Origin of the sequence: Bartonella tribocorum CIP 105476 (genome assembly GCF_000196435.1) — a bacterium.
GTDB classification, from domain to species: Bacteria; Pseudomonadota; Alphaproteobacteria; order Rhizobiales; family Rhizobiaceae; genus Bartonella; species Bartonella tribocorum.
The window spans coordinates 459,103-480,064 of sequence record NC_010161.1; the positions used below are offsets into that span (position 1 = coordinate 459,103).

Here is a 20,962-nt window from a genome sequence, read left to right on the forward strand (position 1 = left end):
TTTTATTGGGGAGTTAACGTATGAGATATGAGAAGAGAGCAGAAAGAGCAGCTTTATTAGGTGTTTTAGTCTCCAGTACGATGCTCAAAAAGGTTTTATTTGGGGGACTTGGTTTTTCTTGTTTGTTAGCCCCTTCAGCGTTACAGGCGCAAATTGCAGTTGATCCTAACGCGAATGCCGCCCATCGTCCAGATATAGTGGCAGCGCCCAATGGGGTTCCCTCGATTGATATTGTTACCCCCAATGGCAAGGGCTTATCACACAATAAATATTACGATTTTAATATTGGAAATCCGGGTGTGATTTGGAACAATCATGCGCAAGAAGTGGGGCAATCGCAGTTGGGGGGCATTATGCCGGGCAATCCGCATTTGCGTTTCACGGGTTCAGCGAAAGTGATTTTAAATGAAGTGACCAGCAGCAAGCGCAGTGCGCTTCATGGCCCAGGAGAGGTTTTTGGAAGCCCAGCCGATGTGATTATAGCCAATCCCAATGGGATAAGCTGTGATGGTTGTGGCTTTATCAATACGCCCCATGCGACCTTAACCACAGGTGTACCCGAAATTGATGCGAGCGGTTTTTTGAAAGGCTTTGAGGTGCGAGGCGGGGATATCACTTTGGGGACAAAGGGCGCGAATTTTTTCTCAGGAAAAGGAGCGGTTGATATTGTCGATATTGTCTCACGCACAGTGCATTTTGAAGGAGCTGTTGCGGGCAGAGAAATTGGTGTGACAGCAGGGACAGGTCACTTTGATTATGCTTCACGGGAAATGAAAGAACTGACCGATATTACAGGTAAACCGGAATATGCGATAGATGGTTCTGCTTTGGGGGCTCTACAGGCGGATCAGATTAAACTTGTGGCAACAGAAAAAGGTGTTGGGGTTCGCATGCGCCATGATATGGCCGCCAATGCGGGGCAGTTGCATCTTTCTGCTGACGGGAAAATCTCGTTGAAGAATGTTTTTGGTCATGGGGGTGTTGTCCTCAAATCGAAAAGCCAGAGCGTATTGGCAAAGCACATCACCTCGAAAAAGCATATTGATATTGCCGCACATAAGGATGTGACGTTAGAAACGGTTGGTGCTGATGGTCATTTGAAGATAGAGGCGCAGGATGGGCTTTTATCGATTGCCGGTAAGGCAACCTCTGGGGGCAATATGGAGCTTTCTTCGCGCCAGACACTTCAAGTTTCAGGGCTAGGGTCAGGTGCTGATATGGCTCTTGAATCGGGCAGAGACTTGAAGCTTGAGGGGATTGTTTTAGCGCAAGGGAACCTCAAGGCGCATGCCGGTGGTGATATACAAGCTCATTTTTTAGCAGGTGGGGTTGATATGGCGGCAACGGGTGCTGCTGGTGTTGTTGTTCTTGGCACCCAAGGGGATGTTGATCTCCAGAGCAGTCAAGGTGCGATTGTTGCTGAAAGTGTTTATGGAGCAGGAGATATCACCCTGGTTTCTCATAACGGGCTATCTGTTTCTCAAACAATTCTGTCGCATCAAAATGTTGCCATTCAAGCACAACCAGCAACAAATGCTCCCGTTCATTTTGGGCAACTTTTAGCCTATGGCAAGGCAAATATTGAGGGTGGGGCGGTTGACTTTTCTTCACTGATGACGGGTGAAGAAGCTGTTTTAAAGGTTGGCAGCCTTGATGCAGGGACACTGATGACAGGTGTCGTTTCTACGGGCGGTTCAGGGGATCTTGTTTTAGATGAAAAGGGCTTTCTTTTGATTACAGCAAAAGAAGGGGCGAAGGTTGGTCAGATTGCCAGTGGTGGCAATGTTGAAATTTTTGCAGGCAACGACATCTATTATGATCAGGTCATTGGCTATGGCAACGCAACATTGACATCGGTATCAGGAGAGATCAGTGTTGAGAATGTGTTGTCTGCTGAGGGGGATATGAGATTGACAGCAAACACTCTCGATTTAAGCAATAATCGTTCTCATATTTACACGCCGCAAACGCTGTATTTAATTGCAGATCATATTGATGTCTCAGAGAGCGAATTGGCTTATGGCGGTTTAGACTTTCAAAGCACCAATGCCCTTGAGATTCACCATGCGCGGCTACACGCCGTGACAGATCAGGGTGGGACTGGAGATATTCTCTTTGTTGCTCCAAGTGTTATGGTGGATCAGGTAACTTCTGTTTTAGCGGCACGAGATTTCGTGATCAAAACAGGGGAGTTGCACAATAGTGGTCAATTGGCAGCGGGGCAGAATTTAGTCTTTAGCGTGACGGGGGATGTGACCAACAGCAAAACGGGTTTAATCTATGTGAAGGGCAATGGTGCTTTACAAGTTGATGGAGCTTTGTTGAATGATGCTGGTGCCGTTATGGCAGAGGGTGATTTATCTTTCACCAATGCGGCAGGCACAGGAAAAAGCCTTTCCCTTGTCAATAAAGCAGGCTTGATTCAAGGTGGAGGAAACTTATTGATCCAAACCAAAACCTTGCAAAATGAAGCCGATAGTACGCCGGTTATCACGGAAAAAAAGGAATATAGCGATATTTCTTTCGAAAAACCAGACAAATATAATTTTCTCGATGGTAGGGATTTATATCATGATACGAGATCGAATAGCTGGGGTAAAGGAAAGCTTTCTAAGTGGCCGGCACTTAAAGACAAGAAGAATTTTATATTTGAACAGCAGGTTTGGGCGAGCAAAGAAGAAATCTATGGCACCGCAATTTCAAGCGATGGAACAGTCTATAAGGCTTTTACTTGGGAATATAATGATAACAGAAAAGGCATAGAACAGTATTCTTGGAATGGTTCTCGGCAGAAGGGAGGATGGTTAGGGTCAATAAACGAAAATTGGTCACATATGACAGAAAAGACTGTCACGCAAGGGTTTTCGCATAAACCAACGGTTCAGGGGGTAATACAATCTAGTGGCAATCTCATCATTAACGCTGATACCATTGACAACCATTATAGCTCTATGAGAGCAGGGGGAAATGCCGATATCCACGCCAATGTGCTGACCAATTTAGGGGCAACGGCTTATAAAAACACTTATCTTGGTTGTCAGGCTAATACAGACAGTTGTTATGGTTATAAAGCTGATGGAAGCCGCGATGTTTCTTTAGATATAGCCAATGGCAAGGATCGCCAGATTGGTTCAGAAGCTTTGGAGAGCGTTCCTGGTCTTGTCCAAGCGGGCGGCACTTTAAATCTGGTGGTCGATCAACTCAATAACACGGCAGCGGAAGGTTCGATTACAGGGGATGCACATTTTAAAGCACAAGCAGTTGAAGGCAATCCACTGGAGTCCTTAAGTGGTTTAACCGGGGCTGGCGCTCTCTTTACACCAAAAGTCGATCTCAATAATGCGGGGGAACTTGCTGAAGGGCTTCCTTTACCAAAACCCCAATCGGGGGGTGTTGGGGGCACGCTGCCCAATCAAAATTTCATTTATGAAACGCGGGCAGAATTTCTTGATGTCGGCAAGTTTTATGGCTCAGCCTATTATTTGAACAGAATTGGTTATAATCCTGACAGAGAGATTTTTTTCTTAGGCGATGCTTATTTTGAAAAGGAACTGATTGAAAAACAAATGCGTGATCTTGTGGGTCAAGGTTTGGGTAAAGGTTCCTTTATTCCTGGAAGTGATGCCATTGAACAAGTCAAAAGTCTGCTGGATGTCGGGGCAGACTATGCAAAAGCACACAATCTCCCTTTTGGTGAGGCTTTGAGTGAAGAACAATTGGCATCCCTAGAAGCCCCGATGGTGATTTATGTACGCCAACAGGTCAAGGGCATGGATGTTTATGCACCGGTGCTTTACATCCCCGAAAAAGACAGATCCTCCTTTGTTTCTGCTGGGGCTTTGATCATGGGCAATGATGTCAATATCACCAGCCAAAATACAAGCACTTCAACGATTATCAATTCAGGGCGGATTGCGGCAAACCACCAATTGCATGTGCATGGCGGGGATATCCTCAGTCAAGGGGGGCATTTTGCAGCTGGTGGTGATGCTGTTCTCCTTGCGGAGAAGAATATTCGTTTAGATGCAGGGCGCACAACGGTTGACGGCGTGGAGACCGTATTAAACACCGAGGCGCTTTCTGCTGGGGGTAATGCAACGGTGATTGCTAAACAAGATATCACAGCCTCAGGGGTGAAGGTCACCACAGGGGATGATCTTGCTATGGTTACAGAAGAAGGTAACTTAACGATAGGCGCAGCAGAAACCCATCACCACAGCGAGCATAGTGATGCCACCATGCATCAACAATCAGAAGTTAATTCTGGCGGCTCGACGACACTTGTCTCTGGAAAAGATCTGAATATTTTAGGCTCTGAAGTTCAAGCGCAGGATAATCTTTTCTTACAGGCAAAAGAAAACGTTTCGATTGATGCCACGCGCAACAGTGCCAATAGCCAACGGGGGGATCAAACCTCCCATGTTGCTGTGCACAATGGCTCTCATTTAAGTTCTGGAAAAGATACCACTGTTCTCTCTGGAAAAGATATCCATTTTTCTGCTTCTGATATGGATGTGAAGGGCAATGTTGCTCTTGGCGCCCAAGGGGATATCACAATAGATACCAAATCCGATGAGATGGAGTATCATCTTCAAAATAAAAACCTTAAAGTGGATATGCAAGCCTCGCGAGCCGTTGGCTCTTCGATCAATACTGGGGGTGATATCACCGCTATTGCAGGGCAAGATGGCAAACCACATGATCTCACCATCACGGGCAGTTCTGTTACGGCTGATGGCAAGGTGGGGTTGAAAGCCAGCCACGATATTCTCATCAACAATGCGGAAAATAGTTTACAGTATGAGATGTCGTATCATAAAGAGGGGGGAGCATTTAGTAGCAGCAAATCCCAGCATAACAAGACTGATGCGACCCAAGTTTCCGGTTCACTCATATCGGGGGGCAAAGGCGTTGCCATTGATTCAGGAAACAACACGAAAGTTGTTGCCTCGATACTCACAGCCGGCAAGATAGGGGAGACTTCAGGAGCAAAAACGCCAGAAGACCAAGCAAAAGCCGATATTACCATTCACTCTGGTGGCAATATTCTCATCAAAGGGGCGCAAGAGAAGTATGATCAGCAAGCACAATCGTCAGAAAGTGGATTTTTGAGTAGCAAATCTTCCGATACATCTCAATCCCATACAACAACGGTTTCCTCCATTCTTGGGGCGACGGGCAACATTATTACGCAATCAGACAAAGAGACCACAATCACGGCTTCTCATATGATTGCCAATGAAGATATCCATATGGCAGGACAAAGCGTGACGATTGATGGCATGACAGATCACCATAGCAGCCATTCAGAAACTCATGAAACGGGTTTTGGTGTGGGATCAGGCAAGGGCTTTGTCTCAATCTACGGGAGTGAGGGAAAGGTGCAAAATGAAGAAAGTTTTGAACATCAAGGCTCTTCGCTCAATGGTAAAAATATCACTATCACCGCCGAAAAAGAAGATGTGAACGTGGTAGGTTCTGACTTTACCGCAGAGGAAAATATTAATGTTTCGGCAGTCCATAATGTGAATGTTTTGCCTGGTCACAATAGTTATAGCACAAGCTCAAAGGAAGAACGTACAGGTTTTGGTTTTCAGTTTGAAAAGAGCAAAAGTGGTGCTTCTGTGGGTGTTGGGGTTGAGAGCAATAAAGATACGGGCGATCAATGGGAAAAGACGAATACGCCGTCCAATTTCCATGTGGGCAATGATGCGAATTTTAATGCTGGCAATGATGTGAATTTTCAAGCGGCAAATGTTTCTGCAAATCGTGATGTCAACATTGATGCTGGTAATAATATCACACTATCGGAAAGCTATGATACCTCTAATGCGCAAGAAAAGCATGAAAAGTTCTTTGCGGGTGTGACTACGTCTGTCGATATTGGTGTCCTTGGTACGGTACAAGGCTTAAAAGATTCAGCAGACCGCATGAATAATAAGGATGGAAATAACACAGTTATGAATGGCCTCCTGACCGGCATGAAAATCAATCACCTCTTTACCAAAGGCAGGGAGTTTGTTGATTGGTTGAGTGGTAATACAGGGGAAAGGGGAAATATAACCAAAGGGCTGAGTAGTGGATTAGGAAGTATGGGAGGTTCCACCAAAGATGTTCTTGCTAATATGTCTGGTGCTTCTGGCAGTGTGAGCGTGGGCTTTAAGAGCCAGAAAGCAGAAGCCTCTTCTCAAGACTCCACCGCGGTGACCACAACAATAGAAGGTGGGCGTTCTATCAACATGCATGCCAACAAAGGCAGCATCCATGGTATTGGCGCTGATATTATCGCTGGTACCAATCCAATCTATGTGCTGGAAAATGATGCACAGAGCGGAAATATCACCATGGAAGCAGGTAAAGATATCATCTTTGAAAGTGCACAAAACACGCAAAGCACACAAAACAGCAGTGAAAGTGCTTCAATGAGTGTTGGCACCGGTTATGGCACGGGTGGCGCAGGGGCAACGGGTAGTGCTTCTTTTAGTCAAGGGGAAGGTTCCAGTGAGGAAGTTCAACACAAAAACAGCCATATTATAGGCACCGGCACTGTTCATACCACGAGTGGGGCAAACACCACATTGGCAGGCGCCGTGGTTTCTGGAGAGCGTGTAGAAATGGAAGTAGGGGGTGATTTTGCCATTACCAGCCGTAGTGATACGGGACAAACTTCCAGTAAGCAAAACTCTGTTTCTGTTGGGTTTGGTGCTGGACAAACGGGTGGTGGGGGCTCCATGAGCGCCTCTTTCCAAAAGGATAAATCCTCTAGTGATTATCACAGTGTTGTGGAGCAATCAGGCATCAAAGCGGGTGATGGCGGCTTTAATATCATTGTTAAAGACAAAACAACGCTGACCGGAGGTATTATTGAAAGCACCGCGCCGGCAGATAAAAACAGCCTGACCACAGGAAGCATTAGCACCAGTGATATTGCCAACAGTGCGCATGCGACAGCCAGCAGCCATGGTTTTAGCCTTTCTGGAAATGACACGATAAAAAACATTACCAAGAATGTTTTAAATCATGGTAAAGCCAAAGATTCAGAGGAAGGATACACCAAATCTGCTATCAGCGATGGCACCATCATCCTAACCGGTGAAAGCAACCAGAGGGCGATGGGGCAAGATGCTGGACAAATCATTGGCTCTCTCAACCGCAATACTGCAACAGCCCATCAGGCTGTCGCACCAATAGATGCCACACCGCTTGAAGGAGCAGTGCATAATCGCTTAGACATGATCAATGATTTATCCGATGAGGGATTTGGTTATTGGGATAAAATTTACAAAATCGCTTATGCCACAAAACATCCTGAAGGAGAAGTTGCGCATGATGAAAATGGCAATGTCCTCTATGCAACAGATAAAAATGGAAACTATATAAAAGATAGCTATGGAAGAAACATACCTCTATATCGCTATTTAAAACCAGAGGAAGAGGAGCATTTACAAAAAGGCTCTGATGGCGAGGTTCATATGTTTTACAATGGCATTTTTAATTCACCAGATGATGCCGCGCGTTATGCCGTCCAATTTGCTGACAACGATCATGATCATCTTTATTTTACATATTTTCCGCAAGCTAAAGATATGCTAGTAGAGGCAGGTATAGCGGTTTTTCAGAAGTTTTTTGAAGGTACATTTTTCTTTGGATTGACCAATTCGACCAAGAAGTTCCAGAATACAATGTATCTTTATGGCAATGACGGATTACATATTGATGGGCACAGCCGTGGTAGTATGACGGTAGGTAACGGGATGCATGATTTTGAAAAGCGTGGTATTCACGGTATAGCAGGCAACACGAGTATCAATCTTTTTGGTCCAGCTTACAACGCTCAATCGATGGCTAATACACTCGATTATTTAAGTGATGGCAAGCAAACCTCTGTCGGTTTAGAAAACCACGCATATGACTTTGTTGGTATAAAGTTTGGTGGAAATCCAGCTACTTTTGATAAGATCTCTGCTGGCAGTGGTCCCTGGAACGAGGCGTGGAGAATATTTAAAACTTATCCTACTGTCCATGCTTGTTATGGTCATGCGGATGAAAGGTGTCGGCAAGCTTACGAAGACTCTAATCGTATATACATCCCTTCAAGGAGAAAAAAATGAGACAAATTTTTAAATTATTGAGTGGTATAGTTCTATTAAATACCTCGGGATGTAACATCGACAAGCCTCCTTTAGGTAATGTATATGGGTGGGAAAAGCCAGGAGCAGATTTTACAGAAGTAGGAAAAGCCTTGTTAGAATGTGGCATGCCAAGCCCTGAATATCTTGATAGAGAAAATAGGCGTTTGAGTTACAATGATAGTGCAACAATTTATGCTTGCATGATCCAAGCAGGATTCCATGATAAACTTGAAAGAGAGATAGGAACTTGGTGTGAGAATTTTAAAGAAGAAAACCTTCCCATTTGCCAACCTGGTGCTGTCATCCCAAAACGGAGTGTCGAAAAGCGCTTAAACAGCCCGTTTTGTAAAAAACATCCAGAACAACCTGAATGCCAACCTTAAAAACGCAAAACCATTCGCAAAGCGTTTTAATGAGAATGTTGGCTTTGGTGCTGGACAAACGGGTGGTGGGGGCTCCATGAGCGCCTCTTTCCAAAAGGATAAATCCTCTAATGATTATCATAGCGTTGCAGAGCAATCCGGCATTAAAACTGGTAATGGCGGTTTTGATATTACAGTGGCGGGTGCAACAACCATGACCGGAGGCATTATTGACAGCAGCGCACCAGCGGACAAAAATAAACTGACCACCGGAAGCATCAGCACCAGTGATATTGCCAACAGTGCGCATGCGACAGCCAGCAGCCATGGTTTTAGCCTTTCTGGAAATGACACGATAAAAAACATTGCCAAGAATGTTTTAGACCACGGCAAAGCCAAGGATGGAGCAGAAGGAGAAACCAAATCGGCTATCAGCGATGGCACCATCATCTTAACCGGTGAAAGCAAACAGAGGGCGATGGGGCAAGATGCTGGACAAATCATTGGCTCTCTCAACCGCAATACTGCAACAGCCCACCAAGCTGTCGCACCAATAGATGCCACACCGCTTGAAGGAGCAGTGCATAATCGCTTAGACATGATCAATGATTTATCCGATGAGGGATTTGGTTATTGGGATAAAATTTACAAAATCGCTTATGCCACAAAACATCCTGAAGGAGAAGTTGCGCATGATGAAAATGGCAATGTCATTTATGCAACAGATAAAAATGGAAACTATATAAAAGATAGCTATGGAAGAAAAATACCTCTATATCGCTATTTAAAACCAGAGGAAGAAAATCATTTACAAAAAGGTTCTGATGGCGAGGTTCATATGTTTTATAATGGTATTTTTACCTCCCCCGATGATGCCGCGCGTTATGCCGTCCAATTTGCTGACAACGATCATGATCATCTTTATTTTACATATTTTCCACAATCTAAAGATATGCTAGTAGAGGCAGGTATAGCGGTTTTTCAGAAGTTTTTTGAAGGTACATTTTTCTTTGGATTGACCAATTCGACCAAGAAGTTCCAGAATACAATGTATCTTTATGGCAATGACGGATTACATATTGATGGGCACAGCCGTGGTAGTATGACGGTAGGTAACGGAATGCATGATTTTGAAAAGCGTGGTATTCACGGTATAGCAGGCAACACGAGTATCAATCTTTTTGGTCCAGCTTACAACGCTCAATCGATGGCTAATACACTCGATTATTTAAGTGATGGCAAGCAAACCTCTGTCGGTTTAGAAAACCACGCATATGACTTTGTTGGTATAAAGTTTGGTGGAAATCCAGCTACTTTTGATAAGATCCCTGCTGGCAGTGGTCCCTGGAACGAGGCATGGAGAATATTTAAAACTTATCCTACTGTCCATGCTTGTTATGGTCGTGCAAGTGATGTGTGTACATCGTTCTATGGCTCATCTCACCGTATACAAATTAATTCAATTCAATCAGGGGGCAAGAAATGAAATACATCTTAAAATTATTGAGTGTGCTTGTTTTGTTTATGATAGCTGGATGTAATTTTTTTAAGCCTTCTCCAGGGTATATATACATGTGGGAGAAGCCAGGGGCAGATTTTACAGAGGTAGGAAAAGCCTTGTTAGAATGTGGCATGCCAACCCCTTATGATGAGGATTCAGAAAACAGAAAGGTAAGCATTAATGCAAAAGCGACAATTTATGCTTGCATGATTCAATCAGGATTTCGCTATAAAAATGAGGAACTTTCGAGGGTAGGAGGATGGTGTTATACATTTAGAGAAGAAAACCTTCCCATTTGCCAACCTGGTGCTGTCATCCCAAAACGGAGTGTCGAAAAGCGCTTAAACAGCCCGTTTTGTAAAAAACATCCAGAACAACCTGAATGCCAACCTTAACAGCGCAAAACCATTCGCAAAGCGTTTTAATGAGAATGTTGGCTTTGGTGCTGGAGCAACGGGTGCTGGAGGTTCAATGAGCGCCTCTTTGAACAAGGACAAATCCTCTAGTGATTATCACAGTGTTGTGGAGCAATCCGGCATTAAAACCGGTAATGGCGGTTTTGATATTACAGTGGCGGGTGCAACAACCATGACCGGAGGGATTATCGACAGCACCGCACCGGCGAACAAAAATAAACTGACCACCGGAACCATTAAAACGAGTGATATCACCAACAGTGCGCATGCTCAAGCCAGCAGCGATGGGATCAGCATTTCTGCGGGTGGTCCGATGTATCAGGGCAAATATGGTGTCGGGAAAAACATTGCCAAAAATGTCTTAGATCATTCAAAAGCTAAAGATTCAGAGGAAGGATACACCAAATCTGCCATTAGCGATGGCACCATCGTCATCACTGATGAAGCAGGGCAGAAGGCATTGACAGGGCAAGATGTTGAGCAAGCCATAGCCTCCCTTAATCGTGATACTGCCACCGCCCATAAGGGTGTACAACAGCTCGATGCAGGCAAGCTGGAACAAATCGTCCATGAAAATCGTGAAATGGCAACTCAACTCTTAGAAGAAGGGTTTAAATACAGCGATGATTCCTATAAAACCATGTTTATCAAAGAGCACCCCATTGCCGTTGTCGACCGTGATGAAAAGGGCAATATACTCTATGAAATAGATGCAAATGGGGTACCTATAAGAGACGCTCGTGGACAACCAATACCTCACGCACATTATTTAACGGATGAAGAAAAGCAGCATTTGCAAGAAGGCTCTGATGGCAAAGTGCATGTGTCCTTTAATGGCATCTTTACGCCACCCTATGAAGCTGCTGTTTATGCAGAGCAACATGCGGAGAATAAAAATGAACCGCTTTATTTTGTTGTGTTCCCTCAAGCCGATTCTGCTATCTCAGAACTTTTGGTCGCGGGCTACCAGAAGTTTATGGAAAATAACTTTTGGGGTTTGACCAATTCAACACAAGAAGCAAAAGATTTGATGTATAGCTATGGTCTTACAGGATTAGAACTTTATGGACATAGTCGCGGGACAATGACATTGGGGAATATGCTGAATTCTTTCAAACAAGAAGGTGTGCACGGGATAGCCGACAACACGAAGATCAATTTCTATGGACCAGCCTTTAATGTTTTAGTTGCATCCGGTCTGTTAGGTTATGTGAGTGACGGCAAACAAACCATTGTTGGCTTTGATGGGAATAGATACGACTTTGTCAGCAGAATTATTGGCGGCAATGGCTATACTTACGAGACAATACCTGCTGGCAGTAACTGGTGGAAAGAATGGTGGAGAGTGATCATGAATCCCATAAGCTCCCATACCTGTCTTGGAGATGCGGGTCAAAAATGCCAAAAAAGGTATGGCTCATCTCATTTAAAACAAAAACCTTGAATTAAATCATGGAGGAAAAAATGAAACAAACTTTAAAATTATTAAGCGCTGTAACTTTGTTAAGTATAGCTGGATGTCAGTTTAATAAAACTCCTGGAGGATATTTGAGCGCGTGGGAGAAAAATGGTGTTACTGATTTTACTGAGGTAGGAAAAGCCTTATTAGAATGTGGAATGCCAACCCCTTATGATAAGGATCCAGAAAATAGAAAGTTAAGTTTAAATAAAAAGGCGTTTATTGATTCTTGTATGGTTCAATCAGGATTCCGCTATAAAGATACAGAGGCAGGAACGTGGTGTGAGAATTTTCAAGGAAAGAATCTTCCGGCTTGTCGACCAGGGGCTGTTGTTCCACAGCGCAGTGTCAAGAAGCGCTTAAACAGCCCTTTTTGTAAAAAATATAAAAATGCACCTGAATGCAAACCTTAAAAACGCAAAACCATTCGCAAAGCGTTTTAATGAGAATGTTGGCTTTGGTGCTGGAGCAACGGGTGCTGGAGGTTCAATGAGCGCCTCTTTGAACAAGGACAAATCCTCTAGTGATTATCACAGTGTTGTGGAGCAATCCGGCATTAAAACCGGTAATGGCGGTTTTGATATTACAGTGGCGGGTGCAACAACCATGACCGGAGGGATTATCGACAGCACCGCACCAGCGGACAAAAATAAACTGACTACAGGAACCATTACGACGAGTGATATTGCCAACAGTGCGCATGCGACAGCCAGCAGCCATGGTTTTAGCCTTTCTGGAAATGACACGATAAAAAACATTGCCAAGAATGTTTTAAATCATGGTAAAGCCAAGGATGGCGCAGAAGGTGAAACCAAATCGGCTATCAGCGATGGCACCATCATCTTAACCGGTGAAACCAACCAGAGGTCGATGGGGCAAGATGCTGGAGAAATCATTGGCTCTCTCAACCGCAACACCGCAGCAGCCCACCAAGCTGTGGCACCGATAGACGCCACATCCCTTGAGGGAGCAGTGCATAATCGCTTAGACATGATCAATGATTTATCCGATGAAGGATTGGGATATTTTTATAAAATTTACAAAATCGCTTATGCCACAAAACATCCTGAAGGAGAAGTTGCGCATGATGAAAATGGCAATGTCCTCTATGCAACAGATAAAAATGGAAACTATATAAAAGATAGCTATGGAAGAAAAATACCTCTATATCGCTATTTAAAACCAGAAGAAGAAAATCATTTACAAAAAGGTTCTGATGGCAAGGTTCATATGTTTTACAATGGCATTTTTAATTCACCAGATGATGCCGCGCGTTATGCCGTCCAATTTGCTGACAACGATCATGATCATCTTTATTTTACATATTTTCCACAATCTAAAGATATGCTAGTAGAGGCAGGTATAGCGGTTTTTCAGAAGTTTTTTGAAGGTACATTTTTCTTTGGATTGACCAATTCGACCAAGAAGTTCCAGAATACAATGTATCTTTATGGCAATGACGGATTACATATTGATGGGCACAGCCGTGGTAGTATGACGGTAGGTAACGGGATGCATGACTTTGAAAAGCGTGGTATTCACGGTATAGCAGGCAACACGAGTATCAATCTTTTTGGTCCAGCTTACAACGCTCAATCGATGGCTAATACACTTGATTATTTAAGTGATGGCAAGCAAACCTCTGTCGGTTTAGAAAACCACGCATATGACTTTGTTGGTATAAAGTTTGGTGGAAATCCAGCTACTTTTGATAAGATCCCTGCTGGCAGTGGTCCCTGGAACGAGGCATGGAGAATATTTAAAACTTATCCTACTGTCCATGCTTGTTATGGTCGTGCAAGTGATGTGTGTACATGGCGCTATGGCTCATCTCATCGTATACAAATTAATTCAATTCAATCAGGGGGCAAGAAATGAAATACATCTTAAAATTATTGAGTGTGCTTGTTTTGTTTATGATAGCTGGATGTAATTTTTTTAAGCCTTCTCCAGGGTATATATACATGTGGGAGAAGCCAGGGGCAGATTTTACAGAGGTAGGAAAAGCCTTGTTAGAATGTGGCATGCCAACCCCTTATGATGAGGATTCAGAAAACAGAAAGGTAAGCATTAATGCAAAAGCGACAATTTATGCTTGCATGATACAATCAGGATTTCGCTATAAAGATGAACAGGTAGCAAGAGCGGGAGGGCCATGTTATACATTTAAAGAAGAAAACCTTCCCATTTGCCAACCTGGTGCTGTCATCCCAAAACGGAGTGTCGAAAAGCGCTTAAACAGCCCGTTTTGTAAAAAACATCCAGAACAACCTGAATGCCAACCTTAACAGCGCAAAACCATTCGCAAAGCGTTTTAATGAGAATGTTGGCTTTGGTGCTGGAGCAACGGGTGGTGGAGGTTCAATGAGCGCCTCTTTGAACAAGGACAAATCCTCTAGTGATTATCACAGTGTTGTGGAGCAATCCGGCATTAAAACCGGTAATGGCGGTTTTGATATTACAGTGGCGGGTGCAACAACCATGACCGGAGGCATTATTGACAGCAGCGCACCAGCGGACAAAAATAAACTGACCACCGGAAGCATCAGCACCAGTGATATTGCCAACAGTGCGCATGCGACAGCCAGCAGCCATGGTTTTAGCCTTTCTGGAAATGACACGATAAAAAATATTACCAAGAATGTTTTAAACCATGGCAAAGCCAAGGATGGCGCAGAAGGAGAAACCAAATCCGCTATCAGTGATGGAACCATCATCCTAACCAATACAACCGGACAAAGGGCGATGGGGCAAGATGCTGGACAAATCATTGGCTCTCTCAACCGCAATACTGCAACAGCCCATCAGGCTGTCGCACCAATAGATGCCACACCGCTTGAAGGAGCAGTGCATAATCGCTTAGACATGATCAATGATTTATCCGATGAGGGATTTGGTTATTGGGATAAAATTTACAAAATCGCTTATGCCACAAAACATCCTGAAGGAGAAGTTGCGCATGATGAAAATGGCAATGTCATTTATGCAACAGATAAAAATGGAGAGCCTATAGAAGATAGCTATGGAAGAAACATACCTCTATATCGCTATTTAAAACCAGAAGAAGAAAATCATTTACAAAAAGGTTCTGATGGCAAGGTTCATATGTTTTACAATGGCATTTTTAATTCACCAGATGATGCCGCGCGTAATGCCGTCCAAATGGCTGTTTATAACAATGGTCATCTGTATTTTACATATTTCCCCCAAGCTGAAGATCCACTGGTAGAGTTAGGGATAGCGTTTTATCAGAAGTTTCTAGAAGGGAATATTGGGGGGGGTGAGTAATTCGACGAAGAAATTTCAAGATTTTCTCTCTCGTTATGGCAATGAGGGGGCTATTGTTAGTATGCATAGCCGCGGTAGCTTGACAGGGGGCAATGGATTACGTGACCTTAAAAATCGTGGCATCCATGGTATAGGAGAAAAAACAGATATTTATCTTTATGGACCAGCTGATAGTTCTCTATCGATAGCGAATGCATTCTATTATGTAAGTTATGGTAAAAAAGATCATGTTTATTTACAAAACCATGTATTTGATCCCATTGGTATAGGAATTGGTCATAATCTACCTACTGCTTATAAGGTACCCTTGAAGTTCCCCTATGTATTATTTCCACAAGTAATTCCAATGATAGAGCAAGGGAGAGCGCTACGCGGCCATAATCCTAGTACCACCCATAAGTGTTATGGTGATGCAAGTGGTGCGTGTACGAGACGCTATGGAACACATCATAATGCAATAATTTATGCACCTCATGCGATTTTAGATAATTTATGTTTAGGTTATTTATGGAGAAAAAAATGAATACACTGTTTAAATTATTAAGTGGGATAGTCCTGTTAGGTGTCACTGGATGTGACATATCAAATATTGACAAACCTTCTCCAGCATACGTGAGTATGTGGGAAAAACCTGGTGCAGATTCTACTGAGGTAGGAAAAGCTCTTTTAGAATGTGGAATGCCAAGCCTTATCGATCTTGATACAGAAAATCGAGAGAGAAGCAACAATGCAAAAGCAACAACTTATGCTTGTATGATTCAAGCGGGATTCCGCTATAAAAATGAATATATTGGAGGGTGGTGTTATACATTTAAAGAAGAAAACCTCCCCATTTGTCGTTCTGGTGCTGTTGTTCCACAGAGAAGTGTCAAGAAGCGCTTAAACAGCCCTTTTTGTAAAAGGTACAAAAATGCGGATGAATGCCAACCTTAACAAAACAACACCATTCGCAAAATACTGCGCTCAATGTTGGTTACAGCTACGGAAGTGGCGGTCCAGGCTGAATGCTACATTTATATGTAATCAATAACTTATATAAAGGTAAGGGAATTTTAATTCCATTGATTTTATTAACTTATTTCTCTGTCTATCCCGAACCTTTTTGTAGCTTATTCTCAATCATTTTATCCAAATATGTAACCAGATTTTCCAGTACCTTACTTGACTCTTATTTTTATTAATCGTATAGTATTGGTATACGATAAGGGGTGCTAATGGCAATTGTGAGTTTCAAACATAAGGGCTTAAAATTATTTTACACAACAGGTTCCACAAAAGCTATTCGACCAGATCACGTAAAGAAATTACGCGTTATCTTAACGGCTTTAACAAGTGCTACGACACCTGATATGTTGAGAGCGCCTGCCTTTAAAATGCATCCTCTTAAAGGCGAACTTACAGGATATTATTCTATATGGGTGAATGGAAATTGGCGTGTTACTTTTCGCTTTATAGGAACAGATGTGGAGCTTGTTGATTATCAAGATTACCACTGATGAAAGGAACGAAAACAAATGATGCATAACCCCGCACATCCGGGCGAAGTTCTAAAAGTAGCTTTCTTAGAAGAAATGGGGATAACAATACAGAAATTAGCTGATCATCTCCATATGACAAGAGCTTCTCTATCAAGAGTGATTAACGGTCATGCTTCTATAAGTACCGAACTTGCAATTAAATTAGAATTAGCTGGTTTTAGTAAAGCAAAATTTTGGCTGGATATGCAAACAAACTATAATTTATGGCAAACAATGCAACAGACACAACCACCTATTTCTCCTCTGGTTTCTGATGTATCTCAAACGCAGCTTTGATTTCGTTCATAATTTTGACGGGGCTTTGGTGTGTTTTTTAGCTGCCCGCGCATTTCTCTAACCTTTTTGAAGTTTTTTTATGGCTTCTATTGCAAGGCGTTTTCTATCGGCTGTTTTGGTATAAAGGGAAGCCATTTTATCTTCTGACCAGCCAAAAAGCGCTTTCATTTGGGAAACTGTAGCACCAGCATTGGCGGCGCGTGTTGCTGCTAATTTTCGCAAGCCGTGAGCCGATTTTTTAATTCCTGCTGCATTACATGCTTCACGAAAAAGGTTACCAAAACTTTCTTTTACGAGCTTATTTCCACCTTTTCCGCAAATGAATGTTTCATCACCTACGGGACCAGCTTCAAGCGTTTTGGCTAATTCTGGTAAAATAGGGAGAAAAACATCTGTTTTAAATTGGCTCTTTTCTGTTTTGAGATGAATGATATTATCTTTTACATCTTTCCAACCGATACGAACGGCGTCTCCACGGCGCAAGCCCGTATAAAGAAGCACATCAACCCATACGCGTTCATGGGTATCGACAGACCAATGATGATAATATTTCTCAACATCTTCTTCTAACCATGGGGTGAAACCTTCTGCGTTAAAGGATTTTGGCGGTTTTATGTTAAAAGCAGGGTTTCTGTTTAAAAGAGCATTATCAACCGCCCAATTAAAGAGACCATTTAAAGAAGTCAAAAAATGTTTTGCTGCTGCGGGCGTAGCACGCCTTCTATCTACGGCGTCAAGGATATGATGTTTTCCTATGCTTTTATATGCGCGTTCACCAATATGTTTAGAAACATTGTTCAGAATTCTATACTTAACTTTTTTAGTAGATTCTGATTGATTATGCCATTGTATGCTTCGTAAATATTGATGCAACAACCAATCGAAAGAGCCCTCTACAAGTCTGGTTTGTTTTCTTTTCTTGGAGGTGCCATTTTGCGCTTGCTTAAGAGCAAGCGTATAATTATCGACAAATTCTTGCGTTCCATAGGTTCCTTCAATCCGAAATCGTGGTCCATGACCAATACGTACATACCATATGATTTTACCATGGCGTGTGCGTTCACAAACAAGATATGGTGGACGACGTTTTGGCATGGCTAAAACTTTATACCGTCGACAGAACGACAAGTTTTTCTGGTATCGTAGTCTTCTTGTTCATTTTCAAGCGGTGGAAAATCATCAATGCTATAAGTATTATCTGTCGTTCTGGGTGTTACGATTTTATTGATATGAATTAATAATTCACCAGTAGGCTTGATTTCTACAACCTCTGCTCCTTGCTTTTTAGCTTCTCGTAAAGCACGTGCAATGGCTGGTTGCGTGATAGTAGGTGGACGGTGTGCCATATCTGTTCCCCTTGATTTTAGATGTAATTCACATGTGGCGTGAAACACGCATGTTCTGAAAGTTGTGGTAAGAGGGTGGGGGTGCTGGGAGGAGAGAGCACCCCCATAACGTCAAGCGGCTTTTGTCAAAATCTTTTGCATCTCTTGTTCTATTTCTGCTAAAAAAGCTTCGACCGCTTGATTAATTTGTTCAATTTGTTCTTCATCACGGTGGATGCGTTTGATTTTCATACGCAAGTATGTTGATTGCCTCGTAAAACGTGGGTCATAACTGATAAAATCACACCATTTACGCCCCGTACAAGCCATTTGAAATTGCATTTGCGCGCGATATTCAGGCTTTATATTGTCATCTATAAAGAAGCGTAAATGGTTTGGGGATTGTGGGCATTTGACTTCAACTAAACCGTTATCACCAACAAACCCATCAGGACTAGCGCCCGCCATTTTGATTGTAGGATGTTGGATGAAACCACACCCTGTGACCTCTGTATCGTAAATGAATGCATATTCTTTTAGGGCATCTTCTTCATGTTCAATGCCCCATTGCATAGCCGGCGTTGGATAAGATTGGCTTATTTCACCCGTTAAACGCTCTGTCATAAGTTTGATTTTGTAATCTTCATATTTGTTTGTAGGGGTTCCCTTTGCTGTTTTACTGAGTACGTTATAAATGTTTGAAGCGGTAACTTTGCCTAAACGGGCTTGAAACCACTCTGCTGTTCTTTGTTCCATTTCACACCGCCGTTTTTTGTTGTATTGGTGCATATTCAGTATCTTGTATAGGTGCGTTTATTTGCTTTTGTTGAGCTTCTTCTTTTTGCTTTCGTTGCTTTTTTTTCAAAGAAAACAAAGCGGTTTGTGCTTGTTTATAAGACATATCTTTTAGCTTTTTTACTCCTATGAAAGAGAGAAGCCTACTTTCTTCAGATTGTGTTTTTGTAATTAATTCTTTGATTTCATTCATCTGTTCAGGAGAGATACCTGCAAGAAGCGTTATTCCATCTGTATCGTCTTCTTTTCTTGCAACATTAAGAAGCATGCCTAAGAGATATCGACGTGCGTAGCTTATAGTAGAACCAACCGCTTGTACGTTGTTTTTACTTCCAGTAGCGTCAACAGGAAATTTTCCTTGTGTTGATATTTCATTGCCCGATATATGCTTTAAAGTCATTTCTACAGTTATGTCATTTGAACTCTGCTCTTTGATACGAGAGAATAAAGCAAAGTGATGTTTTGCAAGAGGTTCTTTGATTGCATCAATGTATTTATCAAGCGTTGTATAGGTGCTTTTAGTATGTGTATTAAGGGCGTTTTGTTCGATATTTTTATATTCCGTTTGCATAGCAGAAAGATCACGAACAAAGTTTTGGCGCTCTTGTCGTTCTATCTCCTTTTCTCGTAATTCGAGAAGGCTCTTGAGACGGTCCAGATTAACATCATTTTCTAAAGCTCTTTCTAAAATAAGTTCCATAGCTGTAGGTTTGATTTCACAATCGTTTGTTTTGTTTACTTCTGTTAAGTTCGTATTTAGTTCATTCATTTTGCTTTCCTCCATTGGAGCGCAATTCACCCGTGGCGTGAATCACGCTTGTGTTAAAAGTTGTTTGGTTTGGTTAGAAACGTCCTACGTAGTCCACTAAGTGTTCACTTCTAGGAACCATTAGAGTTTTTCCACGAATTTCAAAATTACCAGAAATATTTACTTGATTGGAAACATATGCGTCGTCTAGAATTCTAATATCTCCAAAAATGCGTGCGTTATCACATATAACAGCCTTGCCATAAACACGGGCATTGCCATAAACAAAACCAAAAACTCGAGCTTTGTCGTAAACCAGTGCATTGTCAAAAATCTGCGCATTATATTCAACACTAGCCTCTCCACAAACCTTCGCATTGTCGTAAACACACGCATTATCTGTAATTGTTGCATTTTCAAATATCTGTGCATTACCAAAAACCTTAGCGTCATGACTAACTTTAGCTTTATACCAAATCCAACAGTCTCCTTCATGACTCAGGTTTTCTTCTTTTTCTACAAAGCCGCCTAGGTCACCTTTTTTAACATTTCTAAAGTCTCGTAATGCGCGAATGCGATAAACCTTACGCAAATAAATTTCATCTATTTCATCAGTAAGTTCGTATTTTTTCACCATGCTTTTTCTCCAGTGGATATTCTGCTATTGCCGCCAATCCAATCGTCATAATCTAAATCCGCATTACCGTAAATTTTTGCATTTCCGTAAATGTGTGCATCACCGCCAACTTTTGCATTTCCATAAATCTGAGCATTTTCATAAATCACTGTACCGGAAACACATGCGTTGTCGTAGATACGTGCATTATCAGAAACTTTAGCACCATTGGTAACCTGCGCATTTCCAAAAACCTTGGCATTTTTACTAACTTGCGATGCAACATCAATTATCGCATTATCACAAACTACAGCATCATCATAAACAGCGGACAAACCACGAACCCAACAATTTCCATTATGCGAGAGGTTTCTTTCGTGCTCTACAAAACCACCTAAATCACCAGCCTTTACATCTCCAAAATCTCTCAATGCACGAATGCGATAAGTTAACTTATTTCCGTATATCCAAGTTGTCTCATCAGTAAGTTCGTATTTTTTCACCAT

19 protein-coding genes are annotated in these 20,962 nt (G+C 42.4%); 13 read left to right on the forward strand and 6 right to left on the reverse strand.

Annotated features, from left to right (window positions below):
* Window positions 1-20 precede the first annotated feature (20 nt).
* The 13 genes from BTR_RS01965 to BTR_RS02025 all read left to right on the forward strand — a co-directional run bounded on the left by BTR_RS01965 (window position 21) and on the right by BTR_RS02025 (window position 16,972).
* Window positions 21-8,111: a hemagglutinin repeat-containing protein gene (locus tag BTR_RS01965; protein ID WP_012230929.1), complete on the forward strand. Its 8,091-nt coding sequence runs from the start codon at window positions 21-23 to the stop codon at window positions 8,109-8,111.
* Window positions 8,108-8,515: a hypothetical protein gene (locus BTR_RS01970; RefSeq protein WP_012230931.1), complete on the forward strand. Its 408-nt coding sequence runs from the start codon at window positions 8,108-8,110 to the stop codon at window positions 8,513-8,515. Before BTR_RS01965 ends, BTR_RS01970 begins: the two co-directional genes overlap by 4 nt.
* Before the next feature lie 76 nt (window positions 8,516-8,591).
* On the forward strand, window positions 8,592-9,980 hold the full coding sequence (locus BTR_RS01975) for a hypothetical protein (protein WP_012230933.1): 1,389 nt from the start codon (window positions 8,592-8,594) through the stop codon (window positions 9,978-9,980).
* Window positions 9,977-10,390 carry a hypothetical protein gene (locus tag BTR_RS01980; protein ID WP_012230935.1) on the forward strand — a complete coding sequence of 138 codons (414 nt, stop codon included), beginning with the start codon at window positions 9,977-9,979 and terminating at the stop codon, window positions 10,388-10,390. The genes BTR_RS01975 and BTR_RS01980 overlap by 4 nt, the downstream gene beginning before the upstream one ends.
* A 76-nt stretch (window positions 10,391-10,466) precedes the next feature.
* On the forward strand, window positions 10,467-11,855 hold the full coding sequence (locus tag BTR_RS01985) for a hypothetical protein (RefSeq protein WP_012230936.1): 1,389 nt from the start codon (window positions 10,467-10,469) through the stop codon (window positions 11,853-11,855).
* A 20-nt stretch (window positions 11,856-11,875) separates the two neighbouring features.
* Complete coding sequence (locus BTR_RS01990) at window positions 11,876-12,283, forward strand: hypothetical protein (protein WP_012230938.1); 408 nt, start codon at window positions 11,876-11,878, stop codon at window positions 12,281-12,283.
* A complete protein-coding gene (locus tag BTR_RS01995) occupies window positions 12,261-13,748 on the forward strand; it encodes a filamentous hemagglutinin (protein ID WP_244393494.1) in 1,488 nt (495 codons plus the stop codon). The genes BTR_RS01990 and BTR_RS01995 overlap by 23 nt, the downstream gene beginning before the upstream one ends.
* Window positions 13,745-14,158, forward strand: a complete 414-nt coding sequence (locus BTR_RS02000; RefSeq protein WP_012230942.1) for a hypothetical protein — start codon at window positions 13,745-13,747, stop codon at window positions 14,156-14,158. Before BTR_RS01995 ends, BTR_RS02000 begins: the two co-directional genes overlap by 4 nt.
* Window positions 14,159-14,234: 76 nt before the next feature.
* Window positions 14,235-15,158: a hypothetical protein gene (locus BTR_RS02005; RefSeq protein WP_038473276.1), complete on the forward strand. Its 924-nt coding sequence runs from the start codon at window positions 14,235-14,237 to the stop codon at window positions 15,156-15,158.
* The gene (locus tag BTR_RS02010; RefSeq protein ID WP_038473279.1) at window positions 15,151-15,681 is read left to right on the forward strand and encodes a hypothetical protein; all 531 of its coding nucleotides are present in this window, start codon (window positions 15,151-15,153) and stop codon (window positions 15,679-15,681) included. Before BTR_RS02005 ends, BTR_RS02010 begins: the two co-directional genes overlap by 8 nt.
* Window positions 15,678-16,091: a hypothetical protein gene (locus BTR_RS02015; RefSeq protein WP_012230944.1), complete on the forward strand. Its 414-nt coding sequence runs from the start codon at window positions 15,678-15,680 to the stop codon at window positions 16,089-16,091. Before BTR_RS02010 ends, BTR_RS02015 begins: the two co-directional genes overlap by 4 nt.
* Before the next feature lie 281 nt (window positions 16,092-16,372).
* Complete coding sequence (locus BTR_RS02020; protein ID WP_012230946.1) at window positions 16,373-16,654, forward strand: type II toxin-antitoxin system RelE/ParE family toxin; 282 nt, start codon at window positions 16,373-16,375, stop codon at window positions 16,652-16,654.
* 18 nt (window positions 16,655-16,672) lie between these two features.
* Window positions 16,673-16,972 carry a HigA family addiction module antitoxin gene (locus tag BTR_RS02025; protein WP_012230948.1) on the forward strand — a complete coding sequence of 100 codons (300 nt, stop codon included), beginning with the start codon at window positions 16,673-16,675 and terminating at the stop codon, window positions 16,970-16,972.
* A 57-nt stretch (window positions 16,973-17,029) separates the two neighbouring features.
* Here BTR_RS02025 and BTR_RS02030 read toward each other — a convergent pair whose 3' ends face one another.
* The 6 genes from BTR_RS02030 to BTR_RS02055 form a co-directional block, all read right to left on the reverse strand.
* Entirely contained in the window at window positions 17,030-18,067 is a 1,038-nt protein-coding gene (locus BTR_RS02030; protein WP_012230950.1) for a tyrosine-type recombinase/integrase, read from the reverse strand.
* A 2-nt stretch (window positions 18,068-18,069) separates the two neighbouring features.
* Window positions 18,070-18,318, reverse strand: coding sequence for a hypothetical protein (locus BTR_RS02035; protein WP_012230952.1), 249 nt, complete (start codon window positions 18,316-18,318; stop codon window positions 18,070-18,072).
* Between the two features lie 111 nt (window positions 18,319-18,429).
* Window positions 18,430-19,053, reverse strand: coding sequence for a lambda exonuclease family protein (locus BTR_RS02040; RefSeq protein ID WP_012230954.1), 624 nt, complete (start codon window positions 19,051-19,053; stop codon window positions 18,430-18,432).
* Window position 19,054: 1 nt separating this feature from the next.
* Window positions 19,055-19,861 carry an ERF family protein gene (locus tag BTR_RS02045; RefSeq protein ID WP_038473282.1) on the reverse strand — a complete coding sequence of 269 codons (807 nt, stop codon included), beginning with the start codon at window positions 19,859-19,861 and terminating at the stop codon, window positions 19,055-19,057.
* 73 nt (window positions 19,862-19,934) lie between these two features.
* Complete coding sequence (locus tag BTR_RS02050; RefSeq protein ID WP_012230958.1) at window positions 19,935-20,477, reverse strand: hypothetical protein; 543 nt, start codon at window positions 20,475-20,477, stop codon at window positions 19,935-19,937.
* Window positions 20,471-20,962, reverse strand: coding sequence for a hypothetical protein (locus BTR_RS02055; RefSeq protein ID WP_012230960.1), 492 nt, complete (start codon window positions 20,960-20,962; stop codon window positions 20,471-20,473). The genes BTR_RS02050 and BTR_RS02055 overlap by 7 nt, the downstream gene beginning before the upstream one ends.

What these genes read in the sequence shown, in the direction of transcription:
- BTR_RS01965 (WP_012230929.1), top strand. Translation starts at nt 21, where the DNA reads ATGAGATATGAGAAGAGAGCAGAAAGAGCAGCTTTATTAGGTGTTTTA.
- BTR_RS01970 (WP_012230931.1), top strand. Translation starts at nt 8,108, where the DNA reads ATGAGACAAATTTTTAAATTATTGAGTGGTATAGTTCTATTAAATACC.
- BTR_RS01975 (WP_012230933.1), top strand. Translation starts at nt 8,592, where the DNA reads ATGAGCGCCTCTTTCCAAAAGGATAAATCCTCTAATGATTATCATAGC.
- BTR_RS01980 (WP_012230935.1), top strand. Translation starts at nt 9,977, where the DNA reads ATGAAATACATCTTAAAATTATTGAGTGTGCTTGTTTTGTTTATGATA.
- BTR_RS01985 (WP_012230936.1), top strand. Translation starts at nt 10,467, where the DNA reads ATGAGCGCCTCTTTGAACAAGGACAAATCCTCTAGTGATTATCACAGT.
- BTR_RS01990 (WP_012230938.1), top strand. Translation starts at nt 11,876, where the DNA reads ATGAAACAAACTTTAAAATTATTAAGCGCTGTAACTTTGTTAAGTATA.
- BTR_RS01995 (WP_244393494.1), top strand. Translation starts at nt 12,261, where the DNA reads ATGCACCTGAATGCAAACCTTAAAAACGCAAAACCATTCGCAAAGCGT.
- BTR_RS02000 (WP_012230942.1), top strand. Translation starts at nt 13,745, where the DNA reads ATGAAATACATCTTAAAATTATTGAGTGTGCTTGTTTTGTTTATGATA.
- BTR_RS02005 (WP_038473276.1), top strand. Translation starts at nt 14,235, where the DNA reads ATGAGCGCCTCTTTGAACAAGGACAAATCCTCTAGTGATTATCACAGT.
- BTR_RS02015 (WP_012230944.1), top strand. Translation starts at nt 15,678, where the DNA reads ATGAATACACTGTTTAAATTATTAAGTGGGATAGTCCTGTTAGGTGTC.
- BTR_RS02020 (WP_012230946.1), top strand. Translation starts at nt 16,373, where the DNA reads ATGGCAATTGTGAGTTTCAAACATAAGGGCTTAAAATTATTTTACACA.
- BTR_RS02025 (WP_012230948.1), top strand. Translation starts at nt 16,673, where the DNA reads ATGATGCATAACCCCGCACATCCGGGCGAAGTTCTAAAAGTAGCTTTC.
- BTR_RS02030 (WP_012230950.1), bottom strand. Translation starts at nt 18,067, where the DNA reads ATGCCAAAACGTCGTCCACCATATCTTGTTTGTGAACGCACACGCCAT.
- BTR_RS02035 (WP_012230952.1), bottom strand. Translation starts at nt 18,318, where the DNA reads ATGGCACACCGTCCACCTACTATCACGCAACCAGCCATTGCACGTGCT.
- BTR_RS02040 (WP_012230954.1), bottom strand. Translation starts at nt 19,053, where the DNA reads ATGGAACAAAGAACAGCAGAGTGGTTTCAAGCCCGTTTAGGCAAAGTT.
- BTR_RS02045 (WP_038473282.1), bottom strand. Translation starts at nt 19,861, where the DNA reads ATGAATGAACTAAATACGAACTTAACAGAAGTAAACAAAACAAACGAT.
- BTR_RS02050 (WP_012230958.1), bottom strand. Translation starts at nt 20,477, where the DNA reads ATGGTGAAAAAATACGAACTTACTGATGAAATAGATGAAATTTATTTG.
- BTR_RS02055 (WP_012230960.1), bottom strand. Translation starts at nt 20,962, where the DNA reads ATGGTGAAAAAATACGAACTTACTGATGAGACAACTTGGATATACGGA.